Here is a 15,974-nt window from a genome sequence, read left to right as displayed (position 1 = left end):
CACAGGAAAATAGAGGCTTCTCAGGGCAGTCTATATCACTCGCCAAGATGAGCCTCTTCGTTCTGTTTTTCAATCCATGCTTAGTTTTTTGAGCGGTTTCTCTGCCGGGCCTTCCATCACTTCACCCGTGATGGAGAATCGCGAGCCATGGCAAGGGCAATCCCACGTACGCTCCCCATTGTTCCATTCAACTTCACAGCCCATATGGGTGCAGGTCGTATCGACAAGATAGAGCTTGCCTTGCTTGTCCCGATAAGCGCCAGCACGTTTGCCTGCTACGGTCACCACACTGCCTTCGTCGGGTTCGACATCTTCAAGCCTTTTGCGAATCAGCTCAAGCTTGCCAGTAATCAGATGCTTAACGACATCCGCAGTATCCGCAATGATTTTGCCTGCTCCTGCAAGAGTAATTGCACGCGTAGGGCTGAACAGCTGAGCGAAGGGATTGTCACGCTCCATAATATGATCACGGATAAGAAGAGCCGATGCAGTCCCCGTCGTCATCCCCCATTTGCGAAACCCTGTTGCGACAAATATATTGCCAGTACCCGATGTCAAATGCCCGATATAAGGCAGATTATCATCGGTAATCAGATCCTGTGCCGACCAACGGTAGGCGATAAGCTCCGGCTTGAAATATTGCTTTGCGTACTGCTCCAGCTCCTCGTAATGCCGAATCGTGCAGATGCCCTGACCCGTCTTATGGCTCTGTCCTCCGATTAGAAGCAGTTGTCCGCCATCTGAGGTTTCAACCGAACGAATCGAACGCTTAGGCTCTTCCGCACTAAGATACATGCCGCCCGGGTAAGCTTCAGCTGAGCGAATTCCCAGTACATAGGAGCGGTCGGCATGCATTCTGGTGAAGTAGAGCCCGAGTGCTTCGTAGAAAGGAAAATGGGTACAGGAAACGACATGCTTGCAGGTAACGGTATGACCGCTCAAAGTCATGACTATGGGACGGTCACCCTGCTCAACGTCCACTGCAGTCGTATGCTCGTAGATGGTTCCCCCTGCTTCAATGAATTGTGCAACAAGCACCTGCAGGTATTGAAGCGGATGAAACTGAGCCTGCTTGTGCATCACAATGGCAGCTTTATGAGGAACAGGAAGTGGAATATGCTCCGCATAAGAGCTTGGTATGCCAAGCTTGCTGTAGGCGTCCAGCTCCTTGTGCAGCTTATCGACATATTCGTCAGAATTCGTATACAAATACGCATCCTGCTCCTGAAAGCCGCAGCTGATATTCAGCTCCTCTACGGTACGCTTGATGAAGGCTAACGCCTCATTGGATGCCCGGTAGTAGAGCTCTGCTTGATCCAATCCGGCGCTTCGGATGAAGGCATCGTAGAACAAGTCATGCTGCGATGTAATTTTGGCGGTGGTATGTCCCGTCGTACCATTCAATAGGCGTCCAGCTTCAATGAGTGTAACCTTGAGTCCTTCCTTAGCCAGCAGGTAAGCCGTCGTAATACCGGAAATTCCGCCGCCTACTACAGCAGCATCGACTTCAATGCTTTGATCCAGCGCAGGGTAAGCAGGCAGGCTTGTTGAATCATGCCAATAGGATTCCGGATATTGCGGAAGGGAATTGGATTCTGTCATCTTATAGCTCCTTTATCCATGATACCCTTATATTTCCCAAATTAAGGCTATTTGAATCTTTTCATGTGGAAAAACCTGCATCTGGAAAATCCGCCCTTCTGCAACAATGAAAGCTTTTATCTCTTATTCAGACAAAAAACGACCAAATAATCGAAAGGACAGGAGTCTTTAGTCTGAGGAATATAGTGAAATATGTCTATTGATAATAGAATTGTTAATTAATATACTAAATGGTACATTCCACATTAAATAAGGAGGTTATTTATGAAACGCACCCGTACAAACAAGAAGCTTATGCGCGTAAGTATTACTGTATTAGCAGCTTTATTAGTTACCGTACCTTTGGAAGCGGTTTCAAAACCTATTTCAGCTAATTCTAGCAATCAGCAGGCTTTGGCAGCAGTCGCTCCTTGGGTATCCACTCAAGTGTATGTTGCTGGCAATGAGGTTAGCTACAACGGCAACATCTATCGGGCCAAATGGTGGACTCGGGGTGAAATCCCTAGCTCGAATTCAGGCTCCCCTTGGTTGTTAGTTGGTCCAGCTACAGGTGGCGACACTACTGCGCCTACTGCTCCGACACAGCTGGCATCGTCAGCGAAAACCTCCAGCACGATTACCTTAACCTGGACTGCTGCAACAGACAACGTTGCGGTCACCGGCTATGATATTTACCGCAATGGGACACTTGTCGGTTCCTCGACTAGCGCAACCACACTGACTTACACGGATACAGGTCTAGCAGCAGCTACGCAATATACCTATTATGTGAAAGCCAAAGACGCAGCCAACAACCAGACTGCAAGTGCCAGCATTAACGTAACCACTTCCTCGAATCAAAGCAGCGACACCATCGCTCCTACCGCTCCGACGCAGCTTGCATCAACTGCGAAAACCTCCAGCACGATTACCTTGACTTGGACTGCTGCAACAGACAACGTTGCGGTCACCGGCTATGATATTTACCGCAATGGAACACTCGTTGGCTCCTCAGCTAGCGCAACCACACTGACTTACACGGATACAGGTCTGGCAGCAGCTACGCAGTATGCCTATTACGTGAAAGCCAAGGATGCAGCGAACAACCAGACTGCAAGTGCCAGCATTAACGTCACTACCTCATCCAATAATACAGGCGGCGGCGACCTTACAGTAGGGCAAAGCCGAGTATTAACGGATACTCAAGTTACCTCGCTGTGGGGCGGAATAGATCCACAGTTTTCTCCAAGCAACGCCGTTTCTGCTGTACAAAGCGCCTTGCCGCAAACGGAATACGAAGCCCTATTCCCAAGACGCATTGGCTCTGCCCTATGGCATACTGCAGCTGCTGGAACCTCTTATTATAAGCCAGGTCAAACTGATTACTATTCGTATAACAATCTCATTGCAGCTGTAACGGATGTAGCTAATATCAAGTACAAGCTTGAATATCGCCAAGGCAATACTTGGAACAATCGTATTTTCCGCTTAGACAAATCGACGAAGACAGAGACGCTTATTTTCCAAACAGCAGAGTTCAATAACTCTTCCTATACGTCACTCCCGATTATTTCCAAAACCGTTGACTTTGGCTCCTTTATCAAAGAAGGCTCTGCCGTTAACCGCAAACGCGAATTGGCTGCCTTTTTAGCCAATATCGCCCATGAAACAGGCGGAGGCTGGCCGACAGCTCCGGGCGGAGAGCTTAGCTGGGGCTTGTACTGGAATGAAGAAGTATCGTATATCAATTCGAGTACAATCGGATATGTACAGGCCAACAATACTGACTTCCCTGCCGTCGCAGGCAAATCCTATCATGGACGCGGACCGATGCAGTTGAGCTGGAATTACAACTATGGACTCATTAGCGGTATTCTTTATGGAACTAAGAACACGTTGCTTCAACAGCCAGAGCTAGTTGCCAATGACGGCAAAATAGGCTTCATGACTGCTATCCTATTCTGGATGACACCGCAGCCGCCGAAGCCATCCGCTCATGATGTTATGGTTGGCAACTGGGTTCCATCAGCGGCAGAGATTGCCAAAGGATTAACGCCTGCCGGGTTTGGCATTACCATTATGATCATTAATGGCGCTCAAGAAGGCAATCTGGACGAGACAGACATTCGTGTAGGCCGTCGTGTAGGCCATTATCGCGACATTACAACCAAAATGGGTGTCAACATTACAGGCGAGAAATTAAATACGCTTGGCATGGGCCAGTTCTAGCAACGGGCTGAAGTAACAAAGAGGACATACAAAGCAAGGGCCGTGTAATAGCTCCTGCTTGTATCGTCCTCTTTTGTTATTCGTCATCATTCTATTCTTACTTCAATTAAACGGTAGAACGTTCAATCAATTGGAAGGACAGCTTATGCTGTTCTACGGGCTTATTCTGATCTGTAATATGATCATGGGCAAGACGAAACGCCGAATTCCCCATCTCGAACAATCGGGTATCTATCGTCGTAAGGCCTAGCAGCTGGGCGATAGGTTGATTGTCAAAGCTGATAATAGCAAGGTCTTCAGGTATTTCCATGCCATGACGACGCGCTTCCATCATAATGCCGGCAGCTACTTGGTCGCCTGTCACGAGCAGTGCCGTAGGACGCTCCTTCATGATCAGAAGCTTCTCCACGACGGCAACGCCATTCTCTATGCTATAGCAATGGGGAAACACCCACTCCTCCCTCACCTCTCCTTGAATAGAAGCGACCATAGCCTCATAAGCCTGTCGCCTTCTGAGGCTTCCTCCGCTCTCAGGCCTCCCAAGGCAGTAGCCGAATCGAGTATGTCCCTTCTCAATTAAGTAAGAGAAGCCGAGCTCGAACCCACTATAATGGTCATGGTATATAGCTGCTATTGTCTTCGTGTCAGTCTCTTCACATACCACAATCGGTCCATAGGCGCTGTACCGTTCAATCTGCTCCCATGGCATCGTCTTGGAGCAAATAATTACCCCATCAACCTGCTTCATTCTCAGCATGTCCATCGCCTTTAGTTCTTCGTCGAGGCTATAGTTCGTCTGGCATAAAATCAATTGATAGTTATGACGCAGCGCCTCGCTTGAAATTCCCTCCATCAGTCTTGAGAAATAAGGATGATTAATATAGGGCAGCATGACTGCAATCATCGAGGTCTTCCCCTTGATTAAGTGTATGGCATTCATATTGCGAGAATAGTTCAGCTGTTCAACAGCTTCCAGAACGGCTATTCGCTTGTCCTCGCGTACATAGGCATGCTGATTAAGCACTCGGGATACCGTAGACACGGACACGCCTGCCAATTGGGCAATCTGCTTGATGTTCGCCATTCCTTCACCGCCTTTTATATAACAGTAAAGCATTTAAGATTATTTTTCAAAAAAGAAGCTTGACCTGAAATGCATTTCATAAATTACACTAGGTTTGCAAGAGCATTCGGGCAGGCTGGCGTAACCGCATGGGCGTGACGGTCTCCCTATTGTAACGTCAAAAAACCTCCCGAAAAAGGGGAGGCAGCATTAGCAGATCAGATTCAGCATGCGATCCATTCAAAGCTACTTAACATTCCATCAATATTTCATCAGGCACGCCATTTCTTCCGAATTTCCTCTGCAGCTGCCACAGCTGCGGAATCTTGCAAAATATCACCAGGCTTATTGCCCGTTCCTAATATATAGCCAGCGAAATTCGTACCCGTATATTCAAAAATATATTGAAATTGCTGAACGAGCGGAATTCCTTTCAGGTGAGTGACATCATCGCCAATGCCAATCACCCACGCTGTTTTGGCCGCTAATTTTTCCAGAAAATCCGGTCTGTCTCTTAACGACTGCGACCACCGATCAATAAATGTTTTCGTCAGCCCAGATGCTCCATACCAGTAGATAGGGGTCGTAAATACGAGAACATCCTGTGCAAGAACACGCTCGATGACCTGTTGATAATCATCATCAGGATACGCCTCTTTCTCCGAGTGGCGATAATCTATAATAGGCTGGATTGTATAATCAGCCAAATGAATTTTGTCAGCCTCGAACCCCTCTACTAATAAGTCGGCCAATTGCTCCGAGTTTCCGTTTCTGCGCGAGCTTCCATAGATCACTGCAATTCCCATCCATCCAACAACTCCCTCTATTATTTAACTAGCTGTCTACCAAGCCTTTGCTGCGCTGGCTTCCTCCTGCTGATAGATCACTTTCAAGCCCCCGACTAATGCAAGGGCCAATTCTTTCGCTTCTTGAGGTGTATCATGTACAGTAATAATATATCCGAGGCGATCATCCGAGCTTTTTGCTATCGTGACGGCATCACCGGGAGCTACAGTTAGCTGTGAGCGTACAATATTCGCATGCTGATTCACAATTTCAGAGTCTTCATAGCCTTCAATTCCTTGAAAGATTCCATCCCGATCCGCAGTAACATAAGCAATTGCAGCGGCACGATGATGTTTTTTATGAAGATCAATCGGATTGCCCAAATAATAATTTACCGTTGCTTCAAATAAGTCGATTCCGAATGCCTGCACCAATAAGTCCGAAGAAATCTGATCGCCTCCTGGCCTTCCGTTCACCTCAATAATGCGCGGCCCTGTAGGCGACAGCTTCACTTCAACATGGCTTGGGCCATTCGTAATGCCAAGCGCCCTCACAGCAGCAACCGCCGTATGAACGATCTCCTCTTCCCGCTCCGTATGTGAAGGTGAAGGAAGCGTATGAGCAATCTCTACAAAATAAGGCAGCGACGAAGTTATTTTTTCGGTAATTGTTGAAAAAATCGCCTCCCCATCCTTTATAAATAGCTCTACACTAAACTCCTGCCCCTCCAAATATTCTTCAATCAAATACTCTTCACGGACTTGAAAGTCCAAGTAAGTGACTTTGAACTCTACAATAATGGCCATCGCCTGCTGCAGCTCCGCCATATTGTTAATGAAGTATACGTTCTGACTGCTCGCAGCATTCGTTGGCTTGAGTACAACGGGATACCCGATCTCATCTGCTGCCGCAGCGGCTTCCTCATATGTTTTTACTTTCTTGAATTTTGCGCTCGGAACCTGATGCTCTGCATAAGCTTCCCTAGCCAAATCCTTATTTCGGGCCCTTAGCGCTGCTTCATAAGGAACGCCGCGCAGGCCCAGCCGCTCAGCTACCTTCGCCGTCAGATGGGATGCATAATCCGTAGCAGGAATGAGCGCATCCAATTGCTGCGCATACTCGGACCCCACAATAGCCTCATAAAGGGCTTCTTCATCCCGAATATCCGCAACAATCAGGTCATGATAGATTCCTTCGTAGCCATATTTCTGTGGATTGTCCGTCGAAGAAACGATGGCAATAACTTTATGCCCTTGCTCATAAGCGACTCGCGCGAAGCTGACACCATAGAAGCTTGGCTCAACAAAAGCAACTGTCTGGACTCTAGTCAACTTTTTCCCCTCCTTAAGTGTGAATAGAATGCTTAAGCTTCAAGCGTTTTCTTTTGCGTCTCCCTGCTATTCAGCATGTAATACACTATAAGCCCAACAAACATCAGACCGCTCATACAAATAAACCCTATGCTTGGAGAATAACGATCAATAACAATGCCAAGCCCCGTAGCGGATACAGTCTGCAGGAGCAAGGAAATTCCCATCCAGACCGATGTTGCTCGCCCCATATAAGATTTCGAGACTGATTCCATTAACGTCGTTGTGATCAGAATGCGTAATGAGGAATTCGTTAGGCCTATTAATACGCTGCCGAAATACAAGATCAGCACCAGCGTATTAAAAGCAACCGCCAATAAATTTAGGACGGCGACTATAAAGAACAATACGATCGTTCCATTAGCCGATATTTTCTTCGCCAACGGTGCCGCAATAAATCCGGACAATAAGCCCCCAATGCCATAGAACATATCCGATAATCCAAAAACAACCGAGTCTCCTTGCACCGTTGTGCTAACATAGCCCGGCAGAACCACGTTATAGACCATCGTTGAAACGAGCGGAATAATGGATACAATGCCCAGAAGAAAAATATAGGGGCGCTCCCCTAAGTAGCGTATGCCATTCTTGAACGTCTCATAAAAGGACTCCTCTGCATTCTCGATAGGAATAGGAGTATGCTGAATTCGGCTAAGAAAGACGCTGCTCACAATAAAGGCGAGCGCGTTCAGAAGGAGAATAACCTCGAAGCCCACATATTTGTATAAAATGCCAGAGAGCGCTCCCGCCATGAACATGCCTACTTGCAGGCTGATTTCAATTAATGAGTTGCCATGGATTAGATCCTTTTGGGGAAGAATCTCTTGGGCTAGACTACGCGATGCAGACATGTACAAGGTCCAGCCCATGCCATTAATGATGGCGAAGGTATAGAGGTATTCAATTCGGAATCCTGTCGATAAGAACGCGCCTATAATGATAAGCAGTGCGATAGCCCGGATAATATTAGCCCATAAAATAATCGTCTTGCGATTCCACTTGTCTATCAAGGTGCCAACAAATGCGGAGATAAGGAATCCCGCAATCACATTCAGAGAAAGCATGAATCCGATAGAGGTAATGGAACCTGTCTGATCCAGAAGATACCAGTTCGCACCGATCGTACTCATCCCTACGCCAAATCCCGATACGATATCGGCAGTGAAATAATGGCGAAAGTTTCTTTGTTTCAGTACACTAAAAACCATCGGTACCTCCTGCGACAGCTTGAATTTGTTCTTTCAGTTGATCAAGACCAAATCCTAAATAATCAAGAACCTCAGCATGTGTCCCCCCATAGATAGGCCAATGCTCCCCGCAATGATGGGAATACACCTGATGCTGCGGTAATAATAGCGCCAAGTAGGACGCTGTACTGCCCGTAGCGCGATGCTCCTCTACGACCAGCAGTCGATCTGACCCTGCTATTAATTGCGGGATATACGATTTCAAGCTCTGAATATCGACATAGCATAAATGAATATGCTTGATAGAATCATCTTCTTGCACAATCTGCTTACATAATTCTGTTGCTTGCTCTCCTACCGAGATTAAGCATAAGCGGGAAGGACTGCTCGTCTCCCCTCCTTCCACGATGGGCTCCCTGCAGCTTGCCCCTTCCTCTCTCGGCAGGCTCTCAAACGCATCATTCCTCGAAAGCCGGATATAATACGGCTCCTCTGATGCTGCGGCCTCTTGAATAACCTTTCTCGTCTCTTGTTCGCCATGAGGACAAGCAATCCGAATATTCTGATACGATTGGACAACGGCAATATCCTCCAAGGCATGATGCGTTGTCCCGAACCATCCGCCAGATACGCCTCCGTAAGCAGCTACAACCTTCACATTTTTGCCCATATAACCCATGGTCAGCTTGATGCTTTCCGAAGCACGCAGCGCTGCAAAGGCGGCAAAGGTCGAGAAGAACGGAACATAGCCTGCTTCAGCGAGTCCTGCGGCCATATCAATACCGGCTAATTCCGCAATTCCTAGGTTAAAGAAGCGATCGGGATGCTCCTGCTGGAAAGGGTGTTTTTTGCCGCCAAGATCAGCCTCCAGGCATACAATCTGGGCATTGCCCGATGCGAGCTTGGTCAATTCATCTTTGTAAGCGTCTCTCCCCGACTGCGTCATGCTAGGCTCACCTTCCACTTACGGGCCAGCTTCTCGGGTATTTTCACATAATGAGCCTCTGGATTCCCCTCGATCGCGGCCACTCCCTTTCCTTTAATTGTGCTTGCTAATACTGCAACCGGGCGGTCTGGGTCTGGTACAATCGCGGCAATAATTTCTTCGAATTGATGACCGTTAATTTCTTGGACTACGAAGCCAAAGGCTTCAAACCGTTGCCGCAAATGACGAATCGGCGATATGTCATCGACATATCCATCATTCTGCCCACCATTGACGTCAACAATATAAATAAAATTCGTCAGCGACTGGGCCTGCACAATCTGCGCTGTCTCCCAGCACAGCCCCTCTTGCAGCTCCCCATCTCCGCCAATCACAATGCCTAGCCCGCCTGTCTGCTTCAGCTTCTGTGCCAGCGCCCAGCCTGCTGCGTAGGAAACCCCATGACCCAGACTCCCTGTAGCGAAGGGAATGCCTGGAAGCTTGTGGTTAGGATGGCCAGTAAATAAGGAGCCCTTCTGTCCATAGCTCTCCGCAGGGTTGTCTTCGATGATCCCATATACATGCAGTGCGGCATACAAAGCAGCAGCGGCATGCCCTTTGCTGAGAATGATCCGCGTATTAGGATCATCCAAATACTTCGAATACGCACCGATCAATAGATCAATCGCCGACAAGCTTCCTCCGATATGGCAGCCAGTTGAAGTAGCCGCCATGTCGATAATTAATTTTCTCGCTTCTCGAGCTTTTTCGATTAACGGAATAATCTCTTCGCTCTGGTCCTTCTCCACCTCTATCGTTCGCTCCATCTATTCCTCCAAACGCAACCGGAACCACTCGATTACAGCTTCCTTTAGAATGATTCTGGTCGACTCCACCTCTTTATTGTGCAAATACTCATCGTTCGTATGATCCAGACTGGAATCTCCTGGTCCATAGGCCACCATCGGGACAGAGTCCCAGGTTGTTGCCAGCGTGTTCATGTCGCTTGTTCCGCGCTTCTTGATATAGTGAATGGATTTCCCTTGCCTCGCGAAGCTGCGAACAAATGCTTTAACCAAAGGGCCCGTGCGAGAATTGGCAAATCCCGGGGTTGCACGCAATATTTCAACTGTCACCCCATCGTCAAATTCGAGGTTAATCTTACTCTTATACTCATTGCCTGCAGCTGGCGATACTCTGAAATTCAGAGTGCCTACAACCGTTAAGAAGCCTCCACTACTACGATGCTCAATGCCAATCAAGGAGGATAGAGCTTGTGGGTCGACGTCCCTTACGCGATGGCGAATATCGGCTGCTACACTATACAGCTCGTCAATGACACTTATACTGTCCTTGGCAGCCGTATGCTCCTGTGCTCGGTGTATCGTAATCTGCAGCTTGAACAGCCCATAGTAGCCCAGCGTTAAGCTGTCTTCCCCGCTTGGCTCCCCAATAATGACTGCATCTGCACGATAATGATCACGAATATAATGAGCTCCTTTCGAGGATGAGATTTCTTCTTCGACAGCTCCGATGACCAATAAAGAGCCTTGCTCCGGCACATCTACCTCTTCCAGCATGTGCAAGAAATTAACGAAGCAGCCCTTGGCATCGACGATTCCTCTGCCTGTGATCCCGTTGGGATCGGTACGTACAGGCCATACATAGGGAACCGTATCGATATGCCCTAACAGCAGCAGCGTATGGGGGCCATTACCTTTGCGGAATATGATGTTTCCTGCTTCGTCGATACTCCCAGAAACCGATGGATATTTAATCGAATCTAGCAAGTACTGCGCAAGCTCATGCTCATCTTGTGAGACCGAGGGAATTCGCGCGACCTTGTTCAATAAGTCGAATGAACCCAAATCTCGCTCCGCATGCCAGAACCACGTCTTCCCTCCCTCCTCCAAGCTATGAGGCCCTGATATATTGACATCACAAACGCCTTCTCGAATAGCTAATCGAGCGGCACGCACCTTTTGCTTCATCCGTCCCTGCACAGAGCTTAGCTCGTCATCTGTATAAACGTCTGGAATCGTCGAATGCGGATCTTGGATATCCTGCAATAAACCAGGGGTTCCGGTCACAAATCGCAAATGATGTGCCTCTAAATCGACAGCCAAGTGAGCAGCAAGCACGTCGGCATCAATATTAATGTACGCATCCAGCTCCAGATCGAAGATCGGCGGTGTCAGGCAGACGACATCAAAGGCAGCAAGCGCAGATTTCAGAAACACCACATGACTGCCTACGAAATGACCAAACCAGGAATCCCGGATAATTACCGGTTTCTGATCTCGAATCGCCTTTATAGGCTTGGCCTTTTGTCCATAGACAAGCCTCTGCTCTCCACCAAGCTGGGCATAGACAGATAGGCCGTAGCTTTGCAGCTCTGTATGAATCGTCGACAGAATAATCTCATGATAAGCTGCGCGAATAATCGGCATCTCCTCAGGCGAACAGTAGCGCACCTCATCACCGGAAGGCAAAGTAAGAAAGGGCATCGGACGCGCAATAGATTCATATTTTTGCCGAATCGCTTCCGCTCCGCCTGCCACGAGCAGCACCTGATTGCCTCTCTTCACGATCCGGTCAATTTCCGCGAATATCTGAGGCTGGTGCACGATGGTGCTGCTCCCCAGCTTAATCACATAAAGACTGCCGCTGCCCATCAAGGCCACGCCCCTTCTAATTCAAATTGCAACCCTGCCTCCTCAGGGAAGCCAAAATAGAGATTGGCTGCTTGAACGGCTTGTCCCGCTGCCCCTTTGATCAAATTATCTATAGTCGCAATGGATACACAATTTCTTCCCTCCACATAAGCGCCAATCTCCGCATAATTGGTTCCGACCACGGTCTTAATCATGGGCGACCCATTGCCTGAGTTGAAATAGTGAAGAAAAGGCTTGGATGCGTAGGTGCTGTAAAAGGCTTTTTTTACATCTACGTCTGTGACATGCTCCTTCAGCAAGGAATAAGTGGTAGCCATTATTCCTCTTGGAAGATCAAGGCTATAGACTGAAAATTGCAGATTCACCGATCGGTCCAAGTGATACGTCAGGGCATGCTCCACTTCCGGCTTATGCCGATGCCCATGAACTTTGTAGGCTCGGAAGTTATGAGAGCGTTCCGCATGATGCTCGGTCGTTGATTTTCCGCCGCCGCTCGAACCTGTCTTAGCATCCGTAACCACTCGGCCTTCAATTAGATCATGTGCCACCAGCGGATAGAGCGTATACAGGGTCGCTACTGCCATACAGCCGGGTAGATTGATCACTTTGGCTGCTGGTTCAAGCTTGCTGAACTCCGGAATGTAGTAGTGCCAGCCTCCCTCGAAATCATGCTTTAAAGTTTCGGGATAATGCTGCTGCAATAATTCTTTATCTGCTATTCGATAATCGCCGCTTACATTGAAGATATAATCCGTATGCGCCGCCACATGCTGGATGATCTTAGGCAAAGCCCCTGTCGGCAAGCAGGAGAAGACAGCATCGTAATGACCGCTTAGCTCGGCTGCTTTGTTGAACTTTAACGAGCTGAGCTTCTTTTTATGGACCGATCCGATATAGAACTTATCCACCGGATACCCGGCCTTCGATTCCGAGGATACAAATTCGACCTCGAAATGAGGATGCTTGCGTAATAGCCGATACAATTCTGCGCCAGTGAACCCGCTGCCGCCTAGGATGGCTACCCGTTTATTCTGATTCTCCCCTGCACTCATCCTAATCTAGCATCCCTCTCATAAAGCACCTTCAGATCGCCGCCCCGTTCTACGAGCTCTCTAATAATTTGCGGGTTCGCATCAATCTTCTTGAACGCTAAGGCATAGGCTTGGATTCGTTCATACTCAATTGGCGTTCGCAGCTCACGGCATATCGTCAAGCTGCTGCGCAGCAGCTTGAGCGTTTCAGGAAAATTACGCAGCTCATAGCCAAAATCCTGACGATCGGATAACGTGAAGGGGTAGCCGTTCCCGAACCCTTTGCGGTTCTTGAATGGAAGATGGCCCGGAATCGGAACATTCTGCCACTCTCTTGCATACACCCCTTCGTGATTAATAAGCTGCTGGACGGCATCCTTCACCCGATAATCCTCTAAGTCCTCAAGCCCAAGCCGCTCGGGAGACAGCTTGACCCGGTACATATTATAGCTGTGCTTGTAGCCTTCCGGGACAAAAGGGCCGCTGAACAGCTTCGTCTCCGACAGCTCCTTCGTTAAATAAGCAGCATTCCGTGCACGAATCGCATCATAATACGGAAGGCGGTCGAGCTGGCTAAGTCCAAAGGCCGCAGCAATCCATGACATACGGTAATCAATGCCCGATGATTCCAGAAAGGCAAGCGCACGCTCATAATCCTCTTTCTCTTTGAAAAAAGCGATCCCGCCTTCTCCGCCCACCGGAAAATTTTTATCCGCCATCAGACTTTGCCCCGCACTATCGCCAATCGAACCTGCCAATTGCTGATTAATTGAGGCGGAATGGGCATGGGAGGCATCCTCGACCAGACGGAGCGAATACTTATCCGTTAGTTGTCTTAATGCTGGCAAATCTGCTGGCAAGCCATGTACATGTACCGGCATAATGGCTTTGGTCTTGCTCGTAATCGCCCGTTCTGCTTGCGACGGGTCTAAGCAATACGTAATAGGGTCTATATCGACGAATATCGGAATGGCTTTGGCAGCCACGACCGCTTGGGCAGTTGCAATAAAAGTAAAGGCAGGTACGATTACTTCGTCTCCTGGCTGTACACCGACACCCGCTAACGCAAGGTGCAGGCTAGAGGTGCCGCTTGCTGTAGCAATCGCATAATTAGCGCCTACATATTTGCGATACGCTTCCTTGAACTCATCCACGACCTCCTCGCCGTCCTGTTGAATTGAGACGAGCATTTGGATCACATCTTCTTTCGTAATGATCGGGAAATTCGTCTTCCGCACATCCTCAGGAATGACAGCCGGACCGCCCAGGAAGGCAAGAGGATCCTCGGTCCACTCCTGAGATGGAAGCGCGAGCGGCTTGCGTATAAAATCCGTTTTTATCAAGCGGACTTCCTCCTTAATAGAGATATTTTCACACAGGCTGCTACAAGCGGGCTCAGCCTATAGTTGAACTGAACGGCTGGCTGAAGCTCGGGCTCACTCTCTTCCTGCGTCCACATCGTTTGCAGATCGAAGGCACCGAATATTTTCAGGCGCTCCGCCTTTTTCCATATATTCTCGTCATTTGCCGCTATCGCCGCAACGGGGCCGAAGCCGAGCCCGGTGAAATCCAGAACCAGCACAGGAGCAAGCCCGCGAGCTCCATGAAGAATTTGATCCAAGCGATCGAGATTGTCCCAATTAACCGCAATCGTGGTATATGCTTGCTCCACATTCGGATCCGCTACGAGCGTAATGCCTAACCAATGCGCGAACTTTTTTTCTTGCTCACTCGGATGGTTCAGTCTAGTCGAAGCATGATACCCCAGATCCTGTCCCCATAGCGCTCCATGTATCGCTCCTGTATAAGTATTAAATAAGGAGACGTACTTCGTTTGGGTCAGCTTGGCAATGCTTTTCTCAAGCCCCTTTAACTCTTGATCATTCTTCTCAATGCTCATAATGACGCCGGAATTCAGCACTCTTGCCAATACAAAGGAAAGTGAAAAATAATTATCTTTTTGTATCGGCGCTTTTGGCTTCGTTAAAGTCTCTCCGCTCATCCCATTTAACCTCCCTATTTACCCTGAATTATACGGTAAGATTCACTTTATTTTTACGTCCGATTGCTTCTTTGACATATTGCGCAATATGATACGCTACATCTATGCCATGCACTTTCCATGACTTCGCAAATTCAGGATTTTGATTCACTTCGCAAACGACATACCTCTGTTGCTCATAATCGAAAAATAAGTCAGCGCCGTATATTCCTTCTCCCAAAAGCTCTGTCAGCTGTTTGCAAATATGGGCTATCTCTTCATTAATCACAATCGGATCTATCTCTGCACCCAGATGCGTATTCGTCTTCCAGTTATCCTCCGATACCCGGCGGAATGCTGCAATAGGTGTGCTGCCGACAATGACAACACGTATATCATAATCCCCCTTATCTACGAATTGTTGCACCAATACCGGGAAGGATTGGTGGCTAGGATCAACGGATTCTCTAGCTGCAATCCAGCCGTCCAAGCATTCTTTTCCTGTAATTCTGGCAATTCCCCTTCCCCATGACGAAGTTGCTGGCTTAATGACGCATAGGTCCCCGAAGTCCCGCAAAGCATCGAACAGCTTCGCGGGTGTAAAGGCCACCTTGAACTGGGGCTGGGGAACGCCATGCTTCTGAAACACAATCGCCTGATGAATTTTATTCGTACATATCGTAATCGCCTTGACCGAATTCAGCGTTTCAAATCCAGCCAGCTCTAGCAGATGAGCCCGATTAAGTGCGCTTTTCTGTGAAAGGCACCGGATCAGCGCCAGCCCAAAAGGCTCTGCCTCAGAGGCCCCCAAAGGCAATTCCATAGAATCCAGATTCACTTGCACATGAACTCCAACATTTTTGAGCTGATCAATAATTCGCTGCTCTTCCTCCCGCAGCTTCGTCACGCATAATAGAACAGCGTTATTTTGATTCATGTCCGCCTCCTACTCTCCCCAAGTTTCTTCAATTTCTGGAGCAAGAGCAATCGTAACGAAATTAGATTCCACTTGAATCTCATGTTCTTGACCGCAAGAGTCGCATTCCACAATTTCACCTGTAGTTGCTTGCTCTTCCACATCAATCTCCGATTTGCATACCAGACAGCTTAGATCAGCCATGTTCCCTACACCTCCTATGATCTTTA

Annotated in this window: 14 protein-coding genes; 1 reads left to right on the top strand and 13 read right to left on the bottom strand. The window is 48.2% G+C overall.

Features of this window, described 5'->3' with window-relative positions; all coding sequences use genetic code 11:
• Window positions 1-69: 69 nt before the first annotated feature.
• Entirely contained in the window at window positions 70-1,602 is a 1,533-nt protein-coding gene (locus AC50YO_RS01590; protein WP_494842419.1) for an FAD-dependent oxidoreductase, read from the bottom strand.
• Window positions 1,603-1,866: 264 nt separating this feature from the next.
• Here AC50YO_RS01590 and AC50YO_RS01585 point away from each other — a divergent pair, with 264 nt between their 5' ends.
• The gene (locus tag AC50YO_RS01585) at window positions 1,867-3,810 is read left to right on the top strand and encodes a glycoside hydrolase family 19 protein (RefSeq protein ID WP_494842417.1); all 1,944 of its coding nucleotides are present in this window, start codon (window positions 1,867-1,869) and stop codon (window positions 3,808-3,810) included.
• 106 nt (window positions 3,811-3,916) lie between these two features.
• Here the strand turns inward: AC50YO_RS01585 and AC50YO_RS01580 are convergent, their stop codons facing one another.
• The 12 genes from AC50YO_RS01580 to AC50YO_RS01525 all read right to left on the bottom strand — a co-directional run bounded on the left by AC50YO_RS01580 (window position 3,917) and on the right by AC50YO_RS01525 (window position 15,948).
• Window positions 3,917-4,894: a LacI family DNA-binding transcriptional regulator gene (locus AC50YO_RS01580; protein WP_494842415.1), complete on the bottom strand. Its 978-nt coding sequence runs from the start codon at window positions 4,892-4,894 to the stop codon at window positions 3,917-3,919.
• A gap of 251 nt (window positions 4,895-5,145) precedes the next feature.
• Window positions 5,146-5,679, bottom strand: a complete 534-nt coding sequence (locus AC50YO_RS01575) for a flavodoxin family protein (RefSeq protein WP_494842413.1) — start codon at window positions 5,677-5,679, stop codon at window positions 5,146-5,148.
• A 36-nt stretch (window positions 5,680-5,715) separates the two neighbouring features.
• Entirely contained in the window at window positions 5,716-6,990 is a 1,275-nt protein-coding gene (locus AC50YO_RS01570; RefSeq protein WP_494842411.1) for an ATP-grasp domain-containing protein, read from the bottom strand.
• A gap of 32 nt (window positions 6,991-7,022) precedes the next feature.
• Window positions 7,023-8,237 (bottom strand): MFS transporter, encoded by a 1,215-nt coding sequence (locus tag AC50YO_RS01565; protein ID WP_494842409.1) that lies wholly within the window; start codon window positions 8,235-8,237, stop codon window positions 7,023-7,025.
• A complete protein-coding gene (locus AC50YO_RS01560; RefSeq protein WP_494842407.1) occupies window positions 8,227-9,162 on the bottom strand; it encodes a transketolase family protein in 936 nt (311 codons plus the stop codon). The genes AC50YO_RS01565 and AC50YO_RS01560 overlap by 11 nt, the downstream gene beginning before the upstream one ends.
• The gene (locus AC50YO_RS01555) at window positions 9,159-9,968 is read right to left on the bottom strand and encodes a thiamine pyrophosphate-binding protein (protein WP_494842405.1); all 810 of its coding nucleotides are present in this window, start codon (window positions 9,966-9,968) and stop codon (window positions 9,159-9,161) included. Before AC50YO_RS01555 ends, AC50YO_RS01560 begins: the two co-directional genes overlap by 4 nt.
• Window positions 9,969-11,816 (bottom strand): M20/M25/M40 family metallo-hydrolase, encoded by a 1,848-nt coding sequence (locus AC50YO_RS01550; RefSeq protein WP_494842403.1) that lies wholly within the window; start codon window positions 11,814-11,816, stop codon window positions 9,969-9,971. It abuts the gene before it with no gap.
• Window positions 11,816-12,868, bottom strand: a complete 1,053-nt coding sequence (gene argC / locus AC50YO_RS01545) for an N-acetyl-gamma-glutamyl-phosphate reductase (protein WP_494842401.1) — start codon at window positions 12,866-12,868, stop codon at window positions 11,816-11,818. The genes AC50YO_RS01550 and argC overlap by 1 nt, the downstream gene beginning before the upstream one ends.
• Window positions 12,865-14,190, bottom strand: a complete 1,326-nt coding sequence (locus tag AC50YO_RS01540; protein WP_494842399.1) for a DegT/DnrJ/EryC1/StrS aminotransferase family protein — start codon at window positions 14,188-14,190, stop codon at window positions 12,865-12,867. The genes argC and AC50YO_RS01540 overlap by 4 nt, the downstream gene beginning before the upstream one ends.
• Window positions 14,187-14,849, bottom strand: a complete 663-nt coding sequence (locus tag AC50YO_RS01535; protein WP_494842397.1) for a degT/DnrJ/EryC1/StrS aminotransferase — start codon at window positions 14,847-14,849, stop codon at window positions 14,187-14,189. Before AC50YO_RS01535 ends, AC50YO_RS01540 begins: the two co-directional genes overlap by 4 nt.
• A gap of 28 nt (window positions 14,850-14,877) precedes the next feature.
• Window positions 14,878-15,765: a RimK family alpha-L-glutamate ligase gene (locus AC50YO_RS01530; protein WP_494842395.1), complete on the bottom strand. Its 888-nt coding sequence runs from the start codon at window positions 15,763-15,765 to the stop codon at window positions 14,878-14,880.
• 9 nt (window positions 15,766-15,774) lie between these two features.
• The gene (locus tag AC50YO_RS01525) at window positions 15,775-15,948 is read right to left on the bottom strand and encodes a lysine biosynthesis protein LysW (RefSeq protein ID WP_494842393.1); all 174 of its coding nucleotides are present in this window, start codon (window positions 15,946-15,948) and stop codon (window positions 15,775-15,777) included.
• Between the last annotated feature and the right edge of the window lie 26 nt (window positions 15,949-15,974).

It is taken from the genome of Paenibacillus sp. J22P59 (assembly GCF_059383895.1).
This window is presented reverse-complemented; position numbering and strand designations above follow the sequence as displayed.

Excerpts from the sequence above, each read along its gene's own strand:
- AC50YO_RS01530 (WP_494842395.1), bottom strand. The coding sequence starts at position 15,765 with ATGAATCAAAATAACGCTGTTCTATTATGCGTGACGAAGCTGCGGGAG.
- AC50YO_RS01585 (WP_494842417.1), top strand. The coding sequence starts at position 1,867 with ATGAAACGCACCCGTACAAACAAGAAGCTTATGCGCGTAAGTATTACT.
- argC (WP_494842401.1), bottom strand. The coding sequence starts at position 12,868 with ATGAGTGCAGGGGAGAATCAGAATAAACGGGTAGCCATCCTAGGCGGC.
- AC50YO_RS01555 (WP_494842405.1), bottom strand. The coding sequence starts at position 9,968 with ATGGAGCGAACGATAGAGGTGGAGAAGGACCAGAGCGAAGAGATTATT.
- AC50YO_RS01550 (WP_494842403.1), bottom strand. The coding sequence starts at position 11,816 with ATGGGCAGCGGCAGTCTTTATGTGATTAAGCTGGGGAGCAGCACCATC.
- AC50YO_RS01575 (WP_494842413.1), bottom strand. The coding sequence starts at position 5,679 with ATGGGAATTGCAGTGATCTATGGAAGCTCGCGCAGAAACGGAAACTCG.
- AC50YO_RS01580 (WP_494842415.1), bottom strand. The coding sequence starts at position 4,894 with ATGGCGAACATCAAGCAGATTGCCCAATTGGCAGGCGTGTCCGTGTCT.
- AC50YO_RS01590 (WP_494842419.1), bottom strand. The coding sequence starts at position 1,602 with ATGACAGAATCCAATTCCCTTCCGCAATATCCGGAATCCTATTGGCAT.
- AC50YO_RS01560 (WP_494842407.1), bottom strand. The coding sequence starts at position 9,162 with ATGACGCAGTCGGGGAGAGACGCTTACAAAGATGAATTGACCAAGCTC.
- AC50YO_RS01535 (WP_494842397.1), bottom strand. The coding sequence starts at position 14,849 with ATGAGCGGAGAGACTTTAACGAAGCCAAAAGCGCCGATACAAAAAGAT.
- AC50YO_RS01565 (WP_494842409.1), bottom strand. The coding sequence starts at position 8,237 with ATGGTTTTTAGTGTACTGAAACAAAGAAACTTTCGCCATTATTTCACT.
- AC50YO_RS01525 (WP_494842393.1), bottom strand. The coding sequence starts at position 15,948 with ATGGCTGATCTAAGCTGTCTGGTATGCAAATCGGAGATTGATGTGGAA.